Annotated in this window: 13 protein-coding genes; 11 read left to right on the top strand and 2 right to left on the bottom strand. The window is 33.6% G+C overall.

The annotated features are described in order from the left end of the window. Nucleotides 1–88 precede the first annotated feature (88 nt). On the top strand, nt 89–748 hold the full coding sequence (locus PZ892_RS10335) for a suppressor of fused domain protein (protein ID WP_277711049.1): 660 nt from the start codon (nt 89–91) through the stop codon (nt 746–748). A gap of 55 nt (nt 749–803) precedes the next feature. After that, the gene (locus PZ892_RS10330; RefSeq protein WP_277711048.1) at nt 804–2468 is read left to right on the top strand and encodes an AarF/UbiB family protein; all 1665 of its coding nucleotides are present in this window, start codon (nt 804–806) and stop codon (nt 2466–2468) included. Between the two features lie 19 nt (nt 2469–2487). On the opposite strand, the gene PZ892_RS10325 is transcribed toward PZ892_RS10330, so the two are convergent. After that, the gene (locus tag PZ892_RS10325; RefSeq protein WP_277711046.1) at nt 2488–4224 is read right to left on the bottom strand and encodes a thiamine pyrophosphate-dependent enzyme; all 1737 of its coding nucleotides are present in this window, start codon (nt 4222–4224) and stop codon (nt 2488–2490) included. Between the two features lie 158 nt (nt 4225–4382). Then, entirely contained in the window at nt 4383–5288 is a 906-nt protein-coding gene (locus PZ892_RS10320) for a DUF3078 domain-containing protein (RefSeq protein WP_277711045.1), read from the bottom strand. Nucleotides 5289–5650: 362 nt separating this feature from the next. Here PZ892_RS10320 and PZ892_RS10315 point away from each other — a divergent pair, with 362 nt between their 5' ends. From PZ892_RS10315 to PZ892_RS10275, 9 genes are all read left to right on the top strand, one after another. After that, nucleotides 5651–6085: a hypothetical protein gene (locus PZ892_RS10315; RefSeq protein ID WP_277711044.1), complete on the top strand. Its 435-nt coding sequence runs from the start codon at nt 5651–5653 to the stop codon at nt 6083–6085. Nucleotides 6086–6471: 386 nt separating this feature from the next. Continuing rightward, nucleotides 6472–7710, top strand: coding sequence for an MraY family glycosyltransferase (locus tag PZ892_RS10310; RefSeq protein ID WP_094256721.1), 1239 nt, complete (start codon nt 6472–6474; stop codon nt 7708–7710). A gap of 3 nt (nt 7711–7713) precedes the next feature. Then, complete coding sequence (locus tag PZ892_RS10305) at nt 7714–8673, top strand: NAD-dependent epimerase/dehydratase family protein (protein ID WP_094256720.1); 960 nt, start codon at nt 7714–7716, stop codon at nt 8671–8673. 79 nt (nt 8674–8752) lie between these two features. After that, nucleotides 8753–10549: an ABC transporter ATP-binding protein gene (locus PZ892_RS10300; protein WP_277711043.1), complete on the top strand. Its 1797-nt coding sequence runs from the start codon at nt 8753–8755 to the stop codon at nt 10547–10549. A 298-nt stretch (nt 10550–10847) separates the two neighbouring features. Beyond that, nucleotides 10848–11930: a DegT/DnrJ/EryC1/StrS family aminotransferase gene (locus PZ892_RS10295; RefSeq protein WP_277711042.1), complete on the top strand. Its 1083-nt coding sequence runs from the start codon at nt 10848–10850 to the stop codon at nt 11928–11930. A gap of 3 nt (nt 11931–11933) precedes the next feature. After that, a complete protein-coding gene (locus PZ892_RS10290; RefSeq protein WP_277711040.1) occupies nt 11934–12575 on the top strand; it encodes a NeuD/PglB/VioB family sugar acetyltransferase in 642 nt (213 codons plus the stop codon). 93 nt (nt 12576–12668) lie between these two features. Beyond that, nucleotides 12669–13391, top strand: coding sequence for a WbqC family protein (locus PZ892_RS10285; protein WP_277711038.1), 723 nt, complete (start codon nt 12669–12671; stop codon nt 13389–13391). Between the two features lie 10 nt (nt 13392–13401). Beyond that, the gene (locus PZ892_RS10280; protein WP_277711036.1) at nt 13402–14397 is read left to right on the top strand and encodes a glycosyltransferase; all 996 of its coding nucleotides are present in this window, start codon (nt 13402–13404) and stop codon (nt 14395–14397) included. A 44-nt stretch (nt 14398–14441) separates the two neighbouring features. After that, complete coding sequence (locus PZ892_RS10275; RefSeq protein WP_277711035.1) at nt 14442–15533, top strand: glycoside hydrolase family 99-like domain-containing protein; 1092 nt, start codon at nt 14442–14444, stop codon at nt 15531–15533. The last annotated feature ends 22 nt before the right edge of the window (nt 15534–15555 follow it).

The following is a 15555-nucleotide window of genomic DNA, read 5'->3' as shown; positions in this document are numbered from 1 at the left end:
TAATTTACTATTAAAATTGAATTGAGTATATTGATTTGAAAAAATTATTTATTGGAGTATGGCATAGTTTTCGGGGTAAAAAATTAATATGATGACAAAAGAAGAGTACTTAGAAAAATTTAATGAGGATACTGCGGTAGGTTGGTTATCCATTGATGAACAGTTGGATAAAGTTTATCCTGGGATAGAACCGAGGCATTATGGTCCATTATGTGGATTGCATTTTGCTGCTGGAGGTACAGATCCGATCGATGGGATAAGTGTGTATGATAATTCTGATTCGCCTGCACATTTACATTTAGTTACTTATGGGATGAGTGAATTGTATTTCAATCCAGAGTCTGCCGGGAAAGAATTTAGCAAATGGGGTTTTGAGTTTACCTTTAGGTTAGTTCCTTACTCAGGTGATGAAGGAGATCCAGGTTGGGTTATGCAGGTATTCAATAATTTGGCTCGATATGTTTATCAAAGTGGTCGATGGTTTGAAGAGAATCAGTTTATTCCAGCGAAAGGTCCAATTCGATTAAATACTGAAACTGATATTGTAGGTTTTGCCACAACTTTAGATCCGCAGTTAGGAAGGATTTCAACTCCCCATGGGGAAGTTTCCTTTATTCAATTGGTAGGAATTACACAAAAGGAGTTGGATTATCTGATGAATGAAGCATCCACAGATAAGGTTGCTAAATTTATTGAAGAAATGAAGGAAAGTAATCCATTATTAGTTACAGATTTAAACAGAAAATAGAAATACAAAAATCCATTTGTTATTTGACTTGTTATTCTTTTGGAGATTCTAAAAAATGAAACACATTAATGGCTTTCAGAAAATAAAAAGAGTAGGACAGATCCTAAAAATTTTGTCGAAACATGGTTTTGATGAAGTGATTTCAAGGAGCAATTTAGATAGGATTTTACCAGATAGTTTTCTTTTTTGGAACAGTCATGCTCGGAAAGTATTTGAAGAGAATTTTAATGTTCGAGTTCGGTTAGCGATAGAGGAATTGGGTCCTACATTCATCAAGCTAGGGCAATTACTGAGTAATCGTCCTGATATAATTCCTAAAGATTTGCAAGAGGAATTGGTAAAGCTGCAGGATGATGTGGCACTGGAGGATATTGATGTTCGGAAAAGGCTAGCAGAAGAGTTAGAGATTGACTTAGATAAGCATTTTATCAATATTGAAAGTAAACCGATAGCATCTGCTTCAATTGCGCAAGTGTATCGAGCTACTTTGCTGAATGGGAAAGAGGTTGTCATAAAAGCAAAGCGTGAAGAAATCGATGAAGTAATTCAAGCAGATCTGGACTTTATCAAAGATCTGGTGAGACTACTTCAAAGGAAGTACGAGGTTGTTTATAAAATGAACCTTTACCTGATAGTATTATCATTTGAGAGCTCCTTACTCAATGAATTGTCATTTACAAATGAGCTGAATAATATCGAGCGTTTCAGGAGGAATTTTTTAGAGAATAAAGATATTCATATTCCAAAAGTATATCGGAAATACAGCACAGATACCTTGATATGCATGGAGTATATTGATGGGGTTAAAGTAAATGATATCGAAGGAATAGAGGGTTATGGTTTATATGCCAAATCAGTGTTGCAAAATGTTCTAGACCTCTATTTGGAACAAGTCCTTATGCATGGCTTCTTTCATGCGGACCCCCATCCAGGGAATGTTTTTGTCACTAAGCATGGGCAAATTGTATTTATAGATTTTGGGGCTATGGGTTTTATGATTCCGGAGGATCGGAAGATTATTGAATCGATGGTTTTGGATTTCCTTGCAAATGATGCCAAGAGTTTAATCAAGAACATTAAAAGATTGGCTATTGTTCATCATATTGAGGATGAAAGGCGATTAGAGCGGGATGCCTATGAGATTTTTGAGATGATTAAGCAAAATGCTTTGGATGATATCGATATATCAGTCATGTTGCAGAAGCTCAATTTAGTCCTACAAAGCAATCATATTCTTTTACCAGATTTTGTTTATTTATTGCTGCGCGGGGTTTCTATTTTAGAAGGTACTGGACGGCAGTTGGATGCTGATTTAAATGTTCCAGAAAGTATAGAGCCATTTGCAAAGAAAATAGCTGCGCAGAAATTTTCTTCAGAATATATTATAAGTCAATTAAAGGAGAAAGCGAAGTTTGCAAAGGATGTATTGACAGAAGTTCCATTGGATTTACTGACGATATTAGAGAAGGTAAAGGATGATAAGATTACGGTCAATCATAAGATGCAGGATTTTGATAATCTTCAGTTAATCCTACATCGTATGGGGAATAAATTTCTATTATCCATTTTGGCGATGACCTTTGGAGTTGGTGCCAGTATTTTGGCTCATGGTCGCGTAGGATACCTAATTTGGGGTATCCCAATTTTATCTTGGTTTGGTTTTATTATGAGTTTTATTCTTTGTTTTGCCTTACTTAGTCATTTATATAAAAGTAAATAAATGTTTGTATTAAAGTTTTTTAAAAAATGCTTTTCAAATGTTTGTAATTTGATTTGATAGTTTCGAAAACTTCATCCATTCGTCCTCCCAATAATAATTTCCCCATGCTTTCCGTCATTCCCAATACCTGATTTGCACTGATATGTGATGGCATGGCCAAGGCATTTGGATTAGTGAAAATATTAAGTAAAAAAGGTCCATCGACCTTTAAGGTCTGATCGATTACTGCATCGATTTCTTGAGGTTTATGGATATTCATTGCGGGTATTCCAAAAGCTTCAGAAACCTTTGAGAAATCAGGGTTCTCCATATCCGTTTGATTGTCGACAAGTCCAGCAACTTGCATTTCAAGCTTTACCATTCCTAAGGCTCGGTTATTAAAAACAATGATTTTAATGGGGAGATTGTATTGTTTAATGGTGCCTAAATCGCCCAATAACATAGAAAGTCCGCCATCACCACACATTGCAATAACCTGCCTTTCAGGATGGGCTAAAGCGGCACCTATAGCCATAGGCACAGCATTAGCCATACTACCATGATTAAAAGAACCTAGGATTTTACGGTCTCCAGTTTGTTGGATATATCGAGCTCCCCAAACACAGGTCATCCCAGTATCCAAGGTGAATATGGCATTTGGACTTGCGTATTTATTGATTACATCAGCGACGAATTCAGGCTGGATAGCATCCTGATCTCCAATATCTTCAACATATTGGTTTAAGTTTTCCTGTACTTTGTCAGCGAACTTTCCGAACGAATCCAAGAAGGAATTATCTTGTTTTTGATCTAATAAAGGAAGCAAAGCATTGATTGTTTCTTTAATATCTCCGACTGCCCCAATATCCAATTTACAGCGTCGCCCTAATCTTTCTTCTGAGGTGTCAATTTGAATGATTTTATTGTCCGTTGGCATAAATTCATCGTAAGGCATATCAGTTCCCAATAAAACGAGCACATCAGCTTCTTTCATGGCCTGATAACAAGAAGGAATTCCAAGAAGCCCTGTCATACCTACATCATATGGGGCAGGTAGTTGTGCGTTCATTTTACCGCGGAAACTGTACCCAACTGGAGATAGCAATTTTTCTGCTATGGTTTTCAATTCATTTCTAGCATTTGCTGCTCCAATTCCAGCATACAAGGTAACTTTTGAAGCTTTATTTATTAAATCGGCCATACTTCTTAGTTCTTGGTCAGAAGGGCGGATTATAGGATTACATTTAAAAATTTGAGTAGATGTTATGGAATCTTTTGCTTTCATTTCCGAGACGTCACCAGGCAAACCTATCACACTTACTCCTTTTTTAGAAATAGCATGTTGAATAGCAGATTGAATAATTCTGGGGGCTTGTTCAGGTGATGTAATCAACTGATTATAACCACTGCAATCATCGAATAATTTATAAGTATTTGTTTCCTGAAAATAACCCATTCCCATTTGATGTGTAGGAATTGTTGAGGCAATTACAATCATCGGTAGGTGGGATCTATGGGCTTCATATACTCCGTTAATAAGATGGATATGACCAGGTCCACAACTTCCAGCACAGCATGCTAATCCATCAAGTTCAGCTTCTGCTGTAGCAGCATAAGCACCAACTTCCTCATGTCGGACATGAATCCATTGAATACGGCCATCTTTTCGAATTGCTTCATTAAAATAATTTAAGCTATCTCCGGTAACAGCATATACACGTTTAACTCCAGCTTCCACCAACATTTCTACCAATTGTTCTGCAACTATTTTAGCCATATCAAGAATTAATTAAAGGATTTTCAATATATAATTAACAGATTCATTGGTTATTAGTTTCAAAAAATGTGGGAAAACTGGCAAGGAGGAATGGTTAGTAAAATAAAAAAAGCGGCAATTCTGCCGCTTAGATATTGTTGAATTTTATAGAATTAAGATTAGAATTTATAGGTAACTCCAGCGCCAAGAATTTGTCTTACTTGTAAACCTGGTCCTTTCGTTCCGTCACTTTTAGGGACATTTACATTGTCGTCATAGATTAGTTGGACAGCTGCATTTACTGTAATAAATTTATTTACTTGTAAATTCAAATTTGCAAGATAATCCACATCTACATTTTGAGGATCTTCTAGATAATTTGAATATAGTTTCAAAATATTTTCTAATGAAATATTTTCCATCAAATTAACTTTGTAATAAGCATCTAATGCAGCACCTAATTCATTTCTAGAGAATTTTGTTGTATCAGAAATTCCATAATCTTTTCTTAAGGAAGGAGCACCCACCATAATAAATCTTGCCGAAGCAGGAGAGATGTTAATTTTAAAATTATCCGACTCTTTATATGCAATACCAGGACCAAAGCTTAAGTAAGCTGGAGCAAAAGGAGCGGAGATTTTTCTACCTTTTTCAGTTCCTTTGTATTCATAACCATTAGCAAATTGGGTGTTAAAGTTCATAAAGAAGGTATAGAACCATTTTTCAGCGGCTTGATAACCCAATAAACTGTTGATAGCGAATCTATCATCATTTTTTCTCCAATCAGTTTCTTTCTGATAAGTTTGACCATAGGCAGCAATTAATTTGTTGTCCCAATTCCATTTGTCTTTTTTATAGTTAAAATCATAGTTGAAAACAAGATTTCCAGCTAATGAATTGATACCACCTGCTGCCCAGTTAGAGAATGAGCTTTGGTTGATCAAGAAGGTGTTTTCACCTTTGATGGTCCAAGTTTTTGTGGTGTCAGCAATTTCGACATTTTTAAGGTCGGTAGATTCTTGGCCTGACACTTGGGTAGCGAAGAAGGAAACAGCAGATAAAAAAGCAATTTTTAATACTTTCATTTTAAAAAATTTAAATTTTAGATAGTTGTGAAATTTGCGGGGGCTAAATTATTAAAAGTTAGTTTTTATTCAAGCTTTTTAAGAAATTGTAATTAATTCCTAATGCTGTTAAACTTAATAAAACCTTTAAATAATAGCTCTTAACTTTGTTTAAAAGCAATTTTATCAATTTATTGTTATTTTATTATTAAATGTGTTTAAAATAAAATCAATGTAACTTTTATTGTTTCAAATGATCCTATTTTGGAAATACTTGGCCTATTCTTTGAAAAAGAGAATGGTCTGATGAGGTTAATAAATGAGTAAATTTACGCTAATAGTGGACTAAAATTTGCTAACCACAGTATATAAAGGTTAATAAAATGATAATAGCAGTTGATTTTGATGGTACCATAGTAGAGCACAAATATCCCAAGATAGGTAAGCCAATTCCATATGCCATTGATACTTTGAAGCAGCTACAGAATGAACAGCATATTTTGATTCTTTGGACAGTTAGGGAAGGGGATTTGTTACAAGAGGCGATTGATTATTGTTCAAAGAATGGGTTGATATTTTATTCACACAATTCAAATTTTCCAGAAGAGGATAGCAGTAAAGCATCCAGAAAGCTCACAGCGGACATGTTTATTGATGATCGGAATTTCGGTGGGCTTCCAGGGTGGGATGTAATATATCGGGCAATTCAACAAAAAACTGCTCATCAATTGGGTTTTACCATGTCTTTTCAAGAAGGTGATGGTGAAAATTCAATAAAAGGCTCTTTATTCAAGAAGCTGTTTAAAAAAATTAATTAACAATCAATCTTTCTCTATTTAAATTCACAAATCAAAGTTAATTCGATTATTTTATAGGAAATGAGGTTTTTGAATTTGTGAATATTTTACGATTTCGGGTAATTAGCTCATATAGTTTTGTATCTCAATTGGTTAAAGACTAATTTGAAGGGTCTTTTATGCGATTATTTATTAAAAAATAGATGTTTAAGCATGTAAATTTAAGCTGTAAGGTTTGGGCTACAAAAACAGAAAATTTAGATGTAAGAGGACTAAATCACTCGTTTGCGGGGTTTTATTGTATTAAATTTGTTCCCAATATATAACCTCAGATACCCCCAAAATTAATTGCTAGTTAGGTAAAGCAAGGGAAGTTCAAACGGGTTTAAGTATAAAACAATAAATCGATGGAATTTATCATTCTTTTAGTTCCTTTCTTAATTGCGATTTTACTTGGGAAAGTAATTATCCCCTATATCATGCTGATTACCTATAGGAAAAGATTGTTTGATCCTGTTGATGCGAGAAAGGTACATCAGAGCATAATTCCAAGGTTAGGGGGTGTTGCATTTGTTCCTATCCAATGTTGTTTATTAGCAATCACTGTAGTTTTAGTTTACAAGACGAATTTTGTGGATTTAGGTATTGTAACATGGGAAGTTTTTCCAATGTTCATTATGTTGATCTGCGGGTTAGTGATTTTATATATTATTGGAATTGCAGATGATTTAATTGGAGTAAGTTATAAGTGGAAATTCGTTGCTCAGATTTTGGTAGCGACCTTATTTCCATTATCAGGCTTATGGATCAATGATTTATATGGGGTATTGTTTTTAACCTATCTACCTGTTTGGATAGGAGTTCCATTAACTATTTTTGCTGTTGTACTCATTATTAATGCCATCAATTTGATTGATGGTCTTGATGGTTTATGTTCTGGATTGGTAGGTGTTGGCTGTTTGGTTTTGGGAACCTTATTTGCATTTTATCATGCATGGATTCATGCATTATTGGCTTTTATTACAACTGGAATTCTGATTTCGTTTTTTTACTATAATGTTTTTGGGGCTTCAAAAAGAAGACGTAGAATATTCATGGGTGATACGGGTAGTATGACATTAGGTTATACCATGGCATTTTTGGCTATTAGTTTCGCAATGAATAATAAGAGTATCAAGCCGTTTTCAGAAGGAGCAATTGTGGTTGCATTTTCGACATTAATTGTACCTGTGTTTGATGTTGCTCGTGTTATTTTCATCAGATGGTATAAGGGATTACCTTTATTTAAAGCTGATCGTAGCCATTTACATCATAAGTTATTGCGTTCTGGACTTTCGCACAAGGGAGCAATGATGAGCATTATTGGTCTTTCATTATTTTTTTGTGCATTTAATATTATTACGGTTCAGTTTATCAGTAATAATATAGTCATCCTAATGGATTTAATTCTATGGTTTGTATTTACAATGACTTTTAATTATTTTGTAAATAAAAAGAATGCAAACCTTGTGAACCAGGAGGTTAATAATGAAGAGATTCGGGTCGAGTCTATCCAATTAGTAGGGGGGCAGGTAAAGGAAGTTGAAACGGAAGAAGCGATCAAGAAAGTATCCATTACATTTGTGAATAACATAACTATTAGATAATTAATGAATATAGCCATTATCGGAGGTTCTGGTTTTGTTGGTACAAAGCTTATAGAGAACCTTATAGATACACCTAGCCTAAACCTTATCAATATTGATAAACAACAAAGTTCCAATTTTCCTCAGATCACAAAAATTGCTAATGTTTTAGATAAAGTTCGTTTGAAAGAACTTTTGAAGGGGCAGGATATTGTTATTTTACTGGCAGCTGAACATAGAGATGATGTTACACCGACGTCTTTATATTATGATGTAAACGTAGAGGGGATGAGAAATACACTAGAGGCTATGGAAGCTACCGGTGTTAGACGGTTAATCTTTACGAGTTCTGTTGCTGTTTACGGTTTGGACAAGAATAATCCAGATGAATCTTTTCCTGCGGATGCATTCAATCATTATGGAAAGAGTAAATGGGAAGCCGAAAAGGTATTACAAGAGTGGAATAAGACTCATCAGGATTGGAATATCAACATTGTTCGTCCGACAGTAATATTTGGGGAAGGAAATCGAGGCAATGTATTTAATCTGTTAAGTCAGATAGCATCAGGCAAATTCATGATGATTGGCGATGGGAAGAACCAGAAATCAATGTCTTATGTAGGTAATGTCGTAGCATTTATTGAATTTTTGATTCAACATAAACGAGAAGGCTATAACGTATTTAATTATGTTGATAAGCCAGATTTTACTACCAATGATTTAGTTTACCACACTGGGGAGATTTTAGGAAAACGTATTCCTACAACCCATATTCCATATTGGTTAGGGATGATGGGTGGATATGGTTTTGATGTTTTGGCTTTTATTACCCGTAAGAAATTAACAATAAGTTCAGTTCGAGTTAAGAAGTTTTGTGCTGTTACCAAGTATGATTCAACCAAGGCAATGTCTTCGGGATTTGTTCCACCATATTCAATGGAGGAAGGATTGAGAAGAATGTTAAACGCTGAGTTTGGCAAGTAATATTTTTTTACCAATCTTTGATTGAAAACAAATACATTTAATAGTTAGTGAGTTATACTCTAGATAGGGCGATATTTTTATGAAAAACTTTCTTAAATCCAGGTTTGAAGCATTATACTTTTTTTATCAATACCTAGGGTTTACATTATTCTTAATGCTATTATTCAGCTTATTAATGGTATTATTGGATAGTTTGGGCTTGGCGATGTTTGTGCCATTATTACAAGTCGCAGATAATTCCGGATTAAATGTATCCACTGGAGACGAAAACAAGCTTATATTATACGTCAGGGACTTTTTTGAGTTTATTCATTTGCCAGTAACAATTGGCAATATGCTCATCCTTATTGTAGCATTATTTGTTTTAAAAGCAGTTTTCTTCTATTTCGCATCTGTTTACCTGGCAGTCAATCAAAATATATTTTCTAAGAATATTAGGCATAAGATGATTCTTGCATTTCAGCAATTATCATATAAAGAATACCTGAAAATTGATGTTGGAAGGTTGCAAAACTCTTTATTAGGAGAGGCATGGCAAGTAGTTTATGCATGTAATCAATATTTGGAGACCATAAAGAACTCCATGTTTGTGGTTATTTATTTAGGTTTTGCGTTCTTTTTAGACTGGAAGTTTTCAATATTGGTGACCGTAGGAGGATTGCTTTCAAACTTTATTTATAAGTATTTTTATAAAAAAACAGAAGATTTATCCCGATCCATTACACAGAATAACCATCGATACAGTGGTGAACTCATTGAGGTATTCAATAATTATAAATATATAAAAGGAACAGGTCGGAGCAAGATGTTTTTTAGGAGACTTCTAGGTGAATTAGATAGTTTAATTTCCAATCAAATTGAGGTTTCAAAATTAGCTTCCAGATTAGCTGCCCTTCGAGAACCTATTACAATTATTATTATTTGTGCTGTTATAGGTATTCATGTAATTGTGTTCAAGGCTTCCCTTGGTGCCATCATGGTTATCTTATTATTCTTTTATAGGGTCATGCAGAAGATTGTTGATATTCAATCGAATTGGAATAATTATTTGATGCATGTTGGCTCAATTGAGAATCTCAAAGAATTTCAAGCTATTTTAGACAAGAATCAAGAGGTTGAGTATTTTGGTTCAGAAATTCAAAATGTTGATTCCATTAAAGTGAGGGATTTAAGTCTAAAATTTGATGAACAAGTAGTTTTAAATAATATTAATTTAGATATTAAGAAAAACGAAACGATTGCATTAGTTGGAGAGTCAGGTTCAGGAAAGACTAGTTTGGTTAATGTGATATCAACATTATTAGCTCCATCAGGGGGACAATTATTAATTAATGATAAGCCTTTTGATACGTTGAATTCATTGAGTTATAAGACTAAAATAGGGTATATTACCCAAGAGGCTACAATTTTTAATGCTACGATATTTGAAAATATTACTTTTTGGGAGGATAAAAACGAACAAAGTTTAAAGAAATTCAATGAGGTATTAAGGATGTGTGGGTTGGTAAACTTTGTCAATGAACTACCAATGAAAGAAGATAGTAGCCTCGGGAATAATGGTATTAATATTTCTGGTGGTCAGAAACAAAGGATCTCAATAGCTAGAGAACTGTATCGTGATATTGAAATATTAATTATGGATGAGGCGACATCAGCCTTAGACTCAGAAACAGAACATATAATTAAAGAAAGTATAGAGTCTCTAAAAGGTAAATTAACCATTATTGCTATTGCGCATAGGTTATCGACGATTAGGAATTCAGATACCATTTATTTATTGGAAAAAGGACAAGTTATTGCCTCTGGTGATTTTGATGGATTAAGAGAAAATTCTCCATACTTCAATAAGCTTACTCAATTACAAGGAATTGTTTAGTGATGTTTTTGAGATTGAAAATATAATGTATTCCCTAATTATTTAAGACAAGTAATTTCATATTATTAATATTATTGGCCTTGAATCTTCATTAGATTCAAGGCCAATTTTTTTTCAATTTGTTTATCTTAATAAATGCTTAAAGTGTTGAAATGTAGTAATATATTTTTTTTTGCTCGCCAACGAGACCAGATTAGCTTCTTAATGTAAACAATACCCTACAAACATAAGTTTAGATGGTTCTGATGGCTAATAATTAAAGGTAGTTTAATTAATTTTCCATTACGAAATTAATTAAATGATACCTGTAACAAAACCCTTTTTACCCCCTGTTGATGACTATAAAGATTATCTTGACAGTATATGGTCAAGAAATTGGTTGACAAATATGGGTCCATTGGCCAGCAAACTGGAGATGGAATTAAAAGACTACTTAGGTTTAGATCACTTATTATACGTGACGAATGGGACCGTTGCTCTTCAACTTGCTATTAAGGCTTTAGACTTAAAAGGCGAAATAATCACCACACCATTTTCTTTTGTTGCAACAACTTCATCAATTGTATGGGAAGGCTGTGTTCCTAAATTCGTGGATATAGATTCAGCGACACTTAACATAGATCCAAGTAAAATTGAGGCTGCTATTGGTCCTGATACTTGTGCGATATTGGCGACTCATGTTTATGGTAATCCTTGCGATGTTGAGGCAATAGAAGTTATTGCAAAGAAGCATAATTTAAAGGTAATTTATGATGGTGCTCATGCTTTTGGGGTAAAGGTGAATGGGAAATCTATTTTTGAATATGGAGACATTAGTACATGTAGTCTGCATGCAACAAAGTTATATCATAGTGTTGAAGGAGGATTAGTAGTTACGAAGGATCCTGATTTATTAAAGAAAATGGCTTCGATGCGAAATTTTGGGATTTCAGGTTATAGTAGTTTTTCAGAATTGGGATTTAATGGAAAGAATTCGGAGTTTCATGCCGCAATGGGATTAGTGAATTTTAAGTGGGTGGATCGTATTATTTCCAGACGATTAGCAATTACCAATCGATATGCGGAGAAATTAAAGAATTTTAAAGCAAGGGTGCCTGAATGGCATAGCAATTCAAACCAAAATGGGGCTTATTTAGTTTATGTACTAGAGTCGGAGGAATTATTATTAAAGATAAAATCCACTTTAGATACATTTGAGATTTTTACTAGAAGGTATTTTTATCCTAGTTTATCATCGAGTTTGCCTTATTTGGAACCTATTGAAGTTCAAGTTACTGATGATATTGCGAAACGGGTATTATGTTTACCATTATATTTTGAATTGACAGATGATGAGGTGGATTGGATCTGTAGGATTATTTTACGTTGTCAAAACAATTAGTACATGTTAATATTTGGTGCAAAAGGTTTAGCTAAAGAAGTCTTAGAAGTTTGTTTAGAGAGTTTTGAAAGGAAAGAGATAGTGTTTTATGACGATATATCATCGGATTTGCCGGTGAGGTTATATAATGAATTTAAGATTTTAAGGAGTAAGGAAGAAGCAGGGAAATATTTTAAGGACATTGATGCTAGGTTTATTTTAGGAATTGGTGGTCCAGAATTGCGAGGGATGGTGTATAGGAATTTTGAGGAGTTAGGAGGGCAAGCATTCACGTTGATATCAAATACAAGTCGAGTAGGGTCGTTTGGGGTTCAGATGGGGAAAGGCGTAAATGTGATGCTAAACTCCGTAATAACGAATGATGTAATAATAGGAGATGGGGTTTTAGTGAATCAAATGGTTTCCATTGGACATGATGTAAATATTTCGGATTTCGTGGAAGTATGTCCAGGGGTAGCTGTCTCAGGACATTGTAAAATTGGTTCATATAGTTTTTTGGGGACAAATTGTACCATCTTACCAAATATTAGCATAGGTCATCATGTAGTTGTTGGCGCCGGATCAGTTATTAATAAGAATATTCCCGATGGATGTACCGTTGTTGGTGTTCCAGGAAAAATAATTAAAACAATGAATGATAATTGACTTTAAAAAGTCAAAATCATACGAATAGTAAAGAACAAAAAATCACGTTTGAAGTTAATTCACACTAATATTAAATTCAAAAAATAAGTAATAATGCTTAGAAAGAAAATAGGTATAATGCAACCTTATTTCTTTCCATATTTAGGGTATATCAGTTTGATCAAACATACTGATAGTTTTATTTTATTAGATTCAGTTCAATTTATTAGACAGGGCTGGATTGAAAGAAATAGAATCCTAAAACAACGGGAAGGATGGTTGTATATTCAAGTACCATTGAAGAAAGATAATGGTAGGTCTACTTTAATCAAAGATTGTAACTTAGATAATTCTAAACCTTGGAAAGATAAAATTCTAGCTCAATTTCAGATTTACAAGAAAATTGCTCCTAATTATGAATTGGTAATGAATTTTTTGAATCAAACCTTTTCCAAAGAATTTGACAATATTACTTCGTTAAATAAGCACATTCTCAATGAGATCTGCTTGTATTTAGAAATGCCAAAGGAGATTTCTATTTTTTCCGAAATGGGATTAACCATCGAGGAGCCGCAAGATTCCGATGAATGGGCATTAAATATTTGTAAGAGCTTAGGTGAGAAACTCACCTATATTAATCCCATTGGTGGACAATCATTTTTTGACAAGACCAAGTATGATTTGGCTGATGTTGAGTTGTTTTTTCACAAGTTTAATGGTTTGGACTATAAACAAAGTTATCGATCATTTGAACCAAATCTGTCAATAATTGATGCTTTGATGTTTAACTCCAAAGAAGAGATTCATTATATGTTAGATCAATATGAATTAGTTTAAAATATTTGTCATGATTGAAGACGAGAACCAATTAATTGATGTTTCAGTAGTCATGATCACCTATGGTCATGAGAATTACATTCGGGATGCAATTGAAGGAGTTAAAAGTCAAGAGTTTTCCGGTGTGATTGAATTATTGATTTCGAACGATAAATCTCCTGATAAAACGGATGAGGTTATTTCCGAATACATTTCAAATAATAACATCCCTTCAAATATCATTGTTAGGTATTTTAATCAGGAGGATAATCTAGGGATGACGGAGAACTTTAATTTCTTGTTGAGACAAGTTAGAGGCAAATATCTCGCGTTTTGTGAAGGGGATGATTATTGGATAGATACAAAGAAAATTCAAAAGCAATTTGATATTTTAGAAGCTGATTCAAGCTTAGGCTTAGTATCTACAAATGTTAATATTTTAAAGGTTGATGGGAATTTTCTAGAAAATGTAATTGGTACTGATAGCTATCCTGTACTTTTAGATTTTGAGAGTTTTTTAAAGTGGCGCGGATATATGGCTCCATGTAGTTGGTTAATGCGGAGTAAAGTTTTCTTTGAAATTTACGATTATGAACATATTACTTCAGATGGATCATTTTTCATATTTTGTTCTATCTTAGCCACTTCAAAAGTTCATTTTTTGGAGGATACAACATCTGTTTATAGAATACTGGAAGAAAGTGCTTCACATTCTAAAAATGTTATAAAGAATATTGAGAGAGAATTGGGCTTATACGGTACTGAGAAATATTTAGTTTCTAAGTTTGAGTCTAAATTCCAAGCCAATGGCATTAAGGAGTTTATTTTGAATAGACATATTCAAGCGTTGGCTACTATAGTATTTAATAAAAAGAACAGAAGTCTTGAGGGAGAATTTTATCTAAGACAACATTACCCAATATATTGGGACTCTATAGAAACAGAACTTAACCATATTATTAAAATGCACTATCTACCAAGAAGAGTTTTTAATAAAATACTAACTTTAATAAAATTGAAAAAATAATTAAATATTTTAGTAATAAATAAAAAACACGACTTAGATAAACAATGACAAAAACTATAGCATTTTATTTACCGCAATTCCATCCTATCCCTGAGAATGATTTATGGTGGGGAAAGGGATTTACAGAATGGACTAATGTTGCAAAAGCAAAGCCGATGTTTCCTGGACATTATCAACCACATGTTCCAGCAGATTTAGGGTTTTATGACTTACGTGTTCCTGAAACGAGAGAGGCTCAGGCAAATTTGGCTAAGGATTATGGGATATCAGCATTTTGTTATTGGCATTATTGGTTTGGCAATGGAAAAAGGATATTAGAACGTCCATTTGACGAGGTTCTAGAAAGTGGAAAACCAGATTTTCCGTTTTGCTTAGCATGGGCAAATGAAAGTTGGAATGGAATATGGCATGGTAATCCAAAACATACTTTAATGGAACAATGTTACCCTGGCATTGAAGATTATACCAGCCACTTCCATTATTTACTACCAGCATTTAAGGATTCTAGATATTTTAAAGTTGATGGAAAACCTTTGTTTATGGTATATCAGCCAAAACAGATCCCCGACTTAGAATTGTTTGTTAAAACTTTTAGAAAACTAGCTGAAGAAAATGGTTTAGCAGGAATTCATTTAGTGGCAACCAATGTTGATTTTGATTGGGATAGTAAGGCGAATGGATTTGATGCGATGACTCCAGCAGTTCATACTAAAGATAGTTACTTAAGGTCAAGAAATTCCTTCGTTAATTTCTATAGAAGGGCTAAAACTAGTCGCCTTTCGAAGTACTATAAGAAGGTTTTTAAAAAGCCGACAAGGATATATAATTATTCAGACGCGATTCAGGATTTTAATGAGAACCCAGGTAATAATTTATATTATCCGACTGTAATTCCGAATTGGGATAATAGCCCTAGGAGTGGTGTAAATGGTTTCATATTACATAATTCAACACCTAAATTATTTAAAAAGGCATTAGAAAATGCAAAAAGATTAGTGTCTAAATATGATGATGAAAATAAGATCATTTTCATTAAATCATGGAATGAATGGGCAGAAGGAAATCATTTGGAGCCAGATTTAAAATTTGGTCATCAATATTTGGAGGTGGTAAAAGAAGTCATTTCAGGTAATTAGTTGAACTTAAAATCAGGTCCTA

It is taken from the genome of Sphingobacterium sp. WM (genome assembly GCF_029542465.1).
Lineage (GTDB): Bacteria > Bacteroidota > Bacteroidia > Sphingobacteriales > Sphingobacteriaceae > Sphingobacterium > Sphingobacterium cellulitidis.
The sequence above is the reverse complement of the archived record's forward strand: the minus strand, read 5'-3'. Positions and strand labels throughout refer to the sequence as shown.

Coding starts and splice junctions, on each gene's coding strand:
- PZ892_RS10335 (WP_277711049.1), top strand. CDS start 89: ATGATGACAAAAGAAGAGTACTTAGAAAAATTTAATGAGGATACTGCG.
- PZ892_RS10330 (WP_277711048.1), top strand. CDS start 804: ATGAAACACATTAATGGCTTTCAGAAAATAAAAAGAGTAGGACAGATC.
- PZ892_RS10325 (WP_277711046.1), bottom strand. CDS start 4,224: ATGGCTAAAATAGTTGCAGAACAATTGGTAGAAATGTTGGTGGAAGCT.
- PZ892_RS10320 (WP_277711045.1), bottom strand. CDS start 5,288: ATGAAAGTATTAAAAATTGCTTTTTTATCTGCTGTTTCCTTCTTCGCT.
- PZ892_RS10315 (WP_277711044.1), top strand. CDS start 5,651: ATGATAATAGCAGTTGATTTTGATGGTACCATAGTAGAGCACAAATAT.
- PZ892_RS10310 (WP_094256721.1), top strand. CDS start 6,472: ATGGAATTTATCATTCTTTTAGTTCCTTTCTTAATTGCGATTTTACTT.
- PZ892_RS10305 (WP_094256720.1), top strand. CDS start 7,714: ATGAATATAGCCATTATCGGAGGTTCTGGTTTTGTTGGTACAAAGCTT.
- PZ892_RS10300 (WP_277711043.1), top strand. CDS start 8,753: ATGAAAAACTTTCTTAAATCCAGGTTTGAAGCATTATACTTTTTTTAT.
- PZ892_RS10295 (WP_277711042.1), top strand. CDS start 10,848: ATGATACCTGTAACAAAACCCTTTTTACCCCCTGTTGATGACTATAAA.
- PZ892_RS10290 (WP_277711040.1), top strand. CDS start 11,934: ATGTTAATATTTGGTGCAAAAGGTTTAGCTAAAGAAGTCTTAGAAGTT.
- PZ892_RS10285 (WP_277711038.1), top strand. CDS start 12,669: ATGCTTAGAAAGAAAATAGGTATAATGCAACCTTATTTCTTTCCATAT.
- PZ892_RS10280 (WP_277711036.1), top strand. CDS start 13,402: ATGATTGAAGACGAGAACCAATTAATTGATGTTTCAGTAGTCATGATC.
- PZ892_RS10275 (WP_277711035.1), top strand. CDS start 14,442: ATGACAAAAACTATAGCATTTTATTTACCGCAATTCCATCCTATCCCT.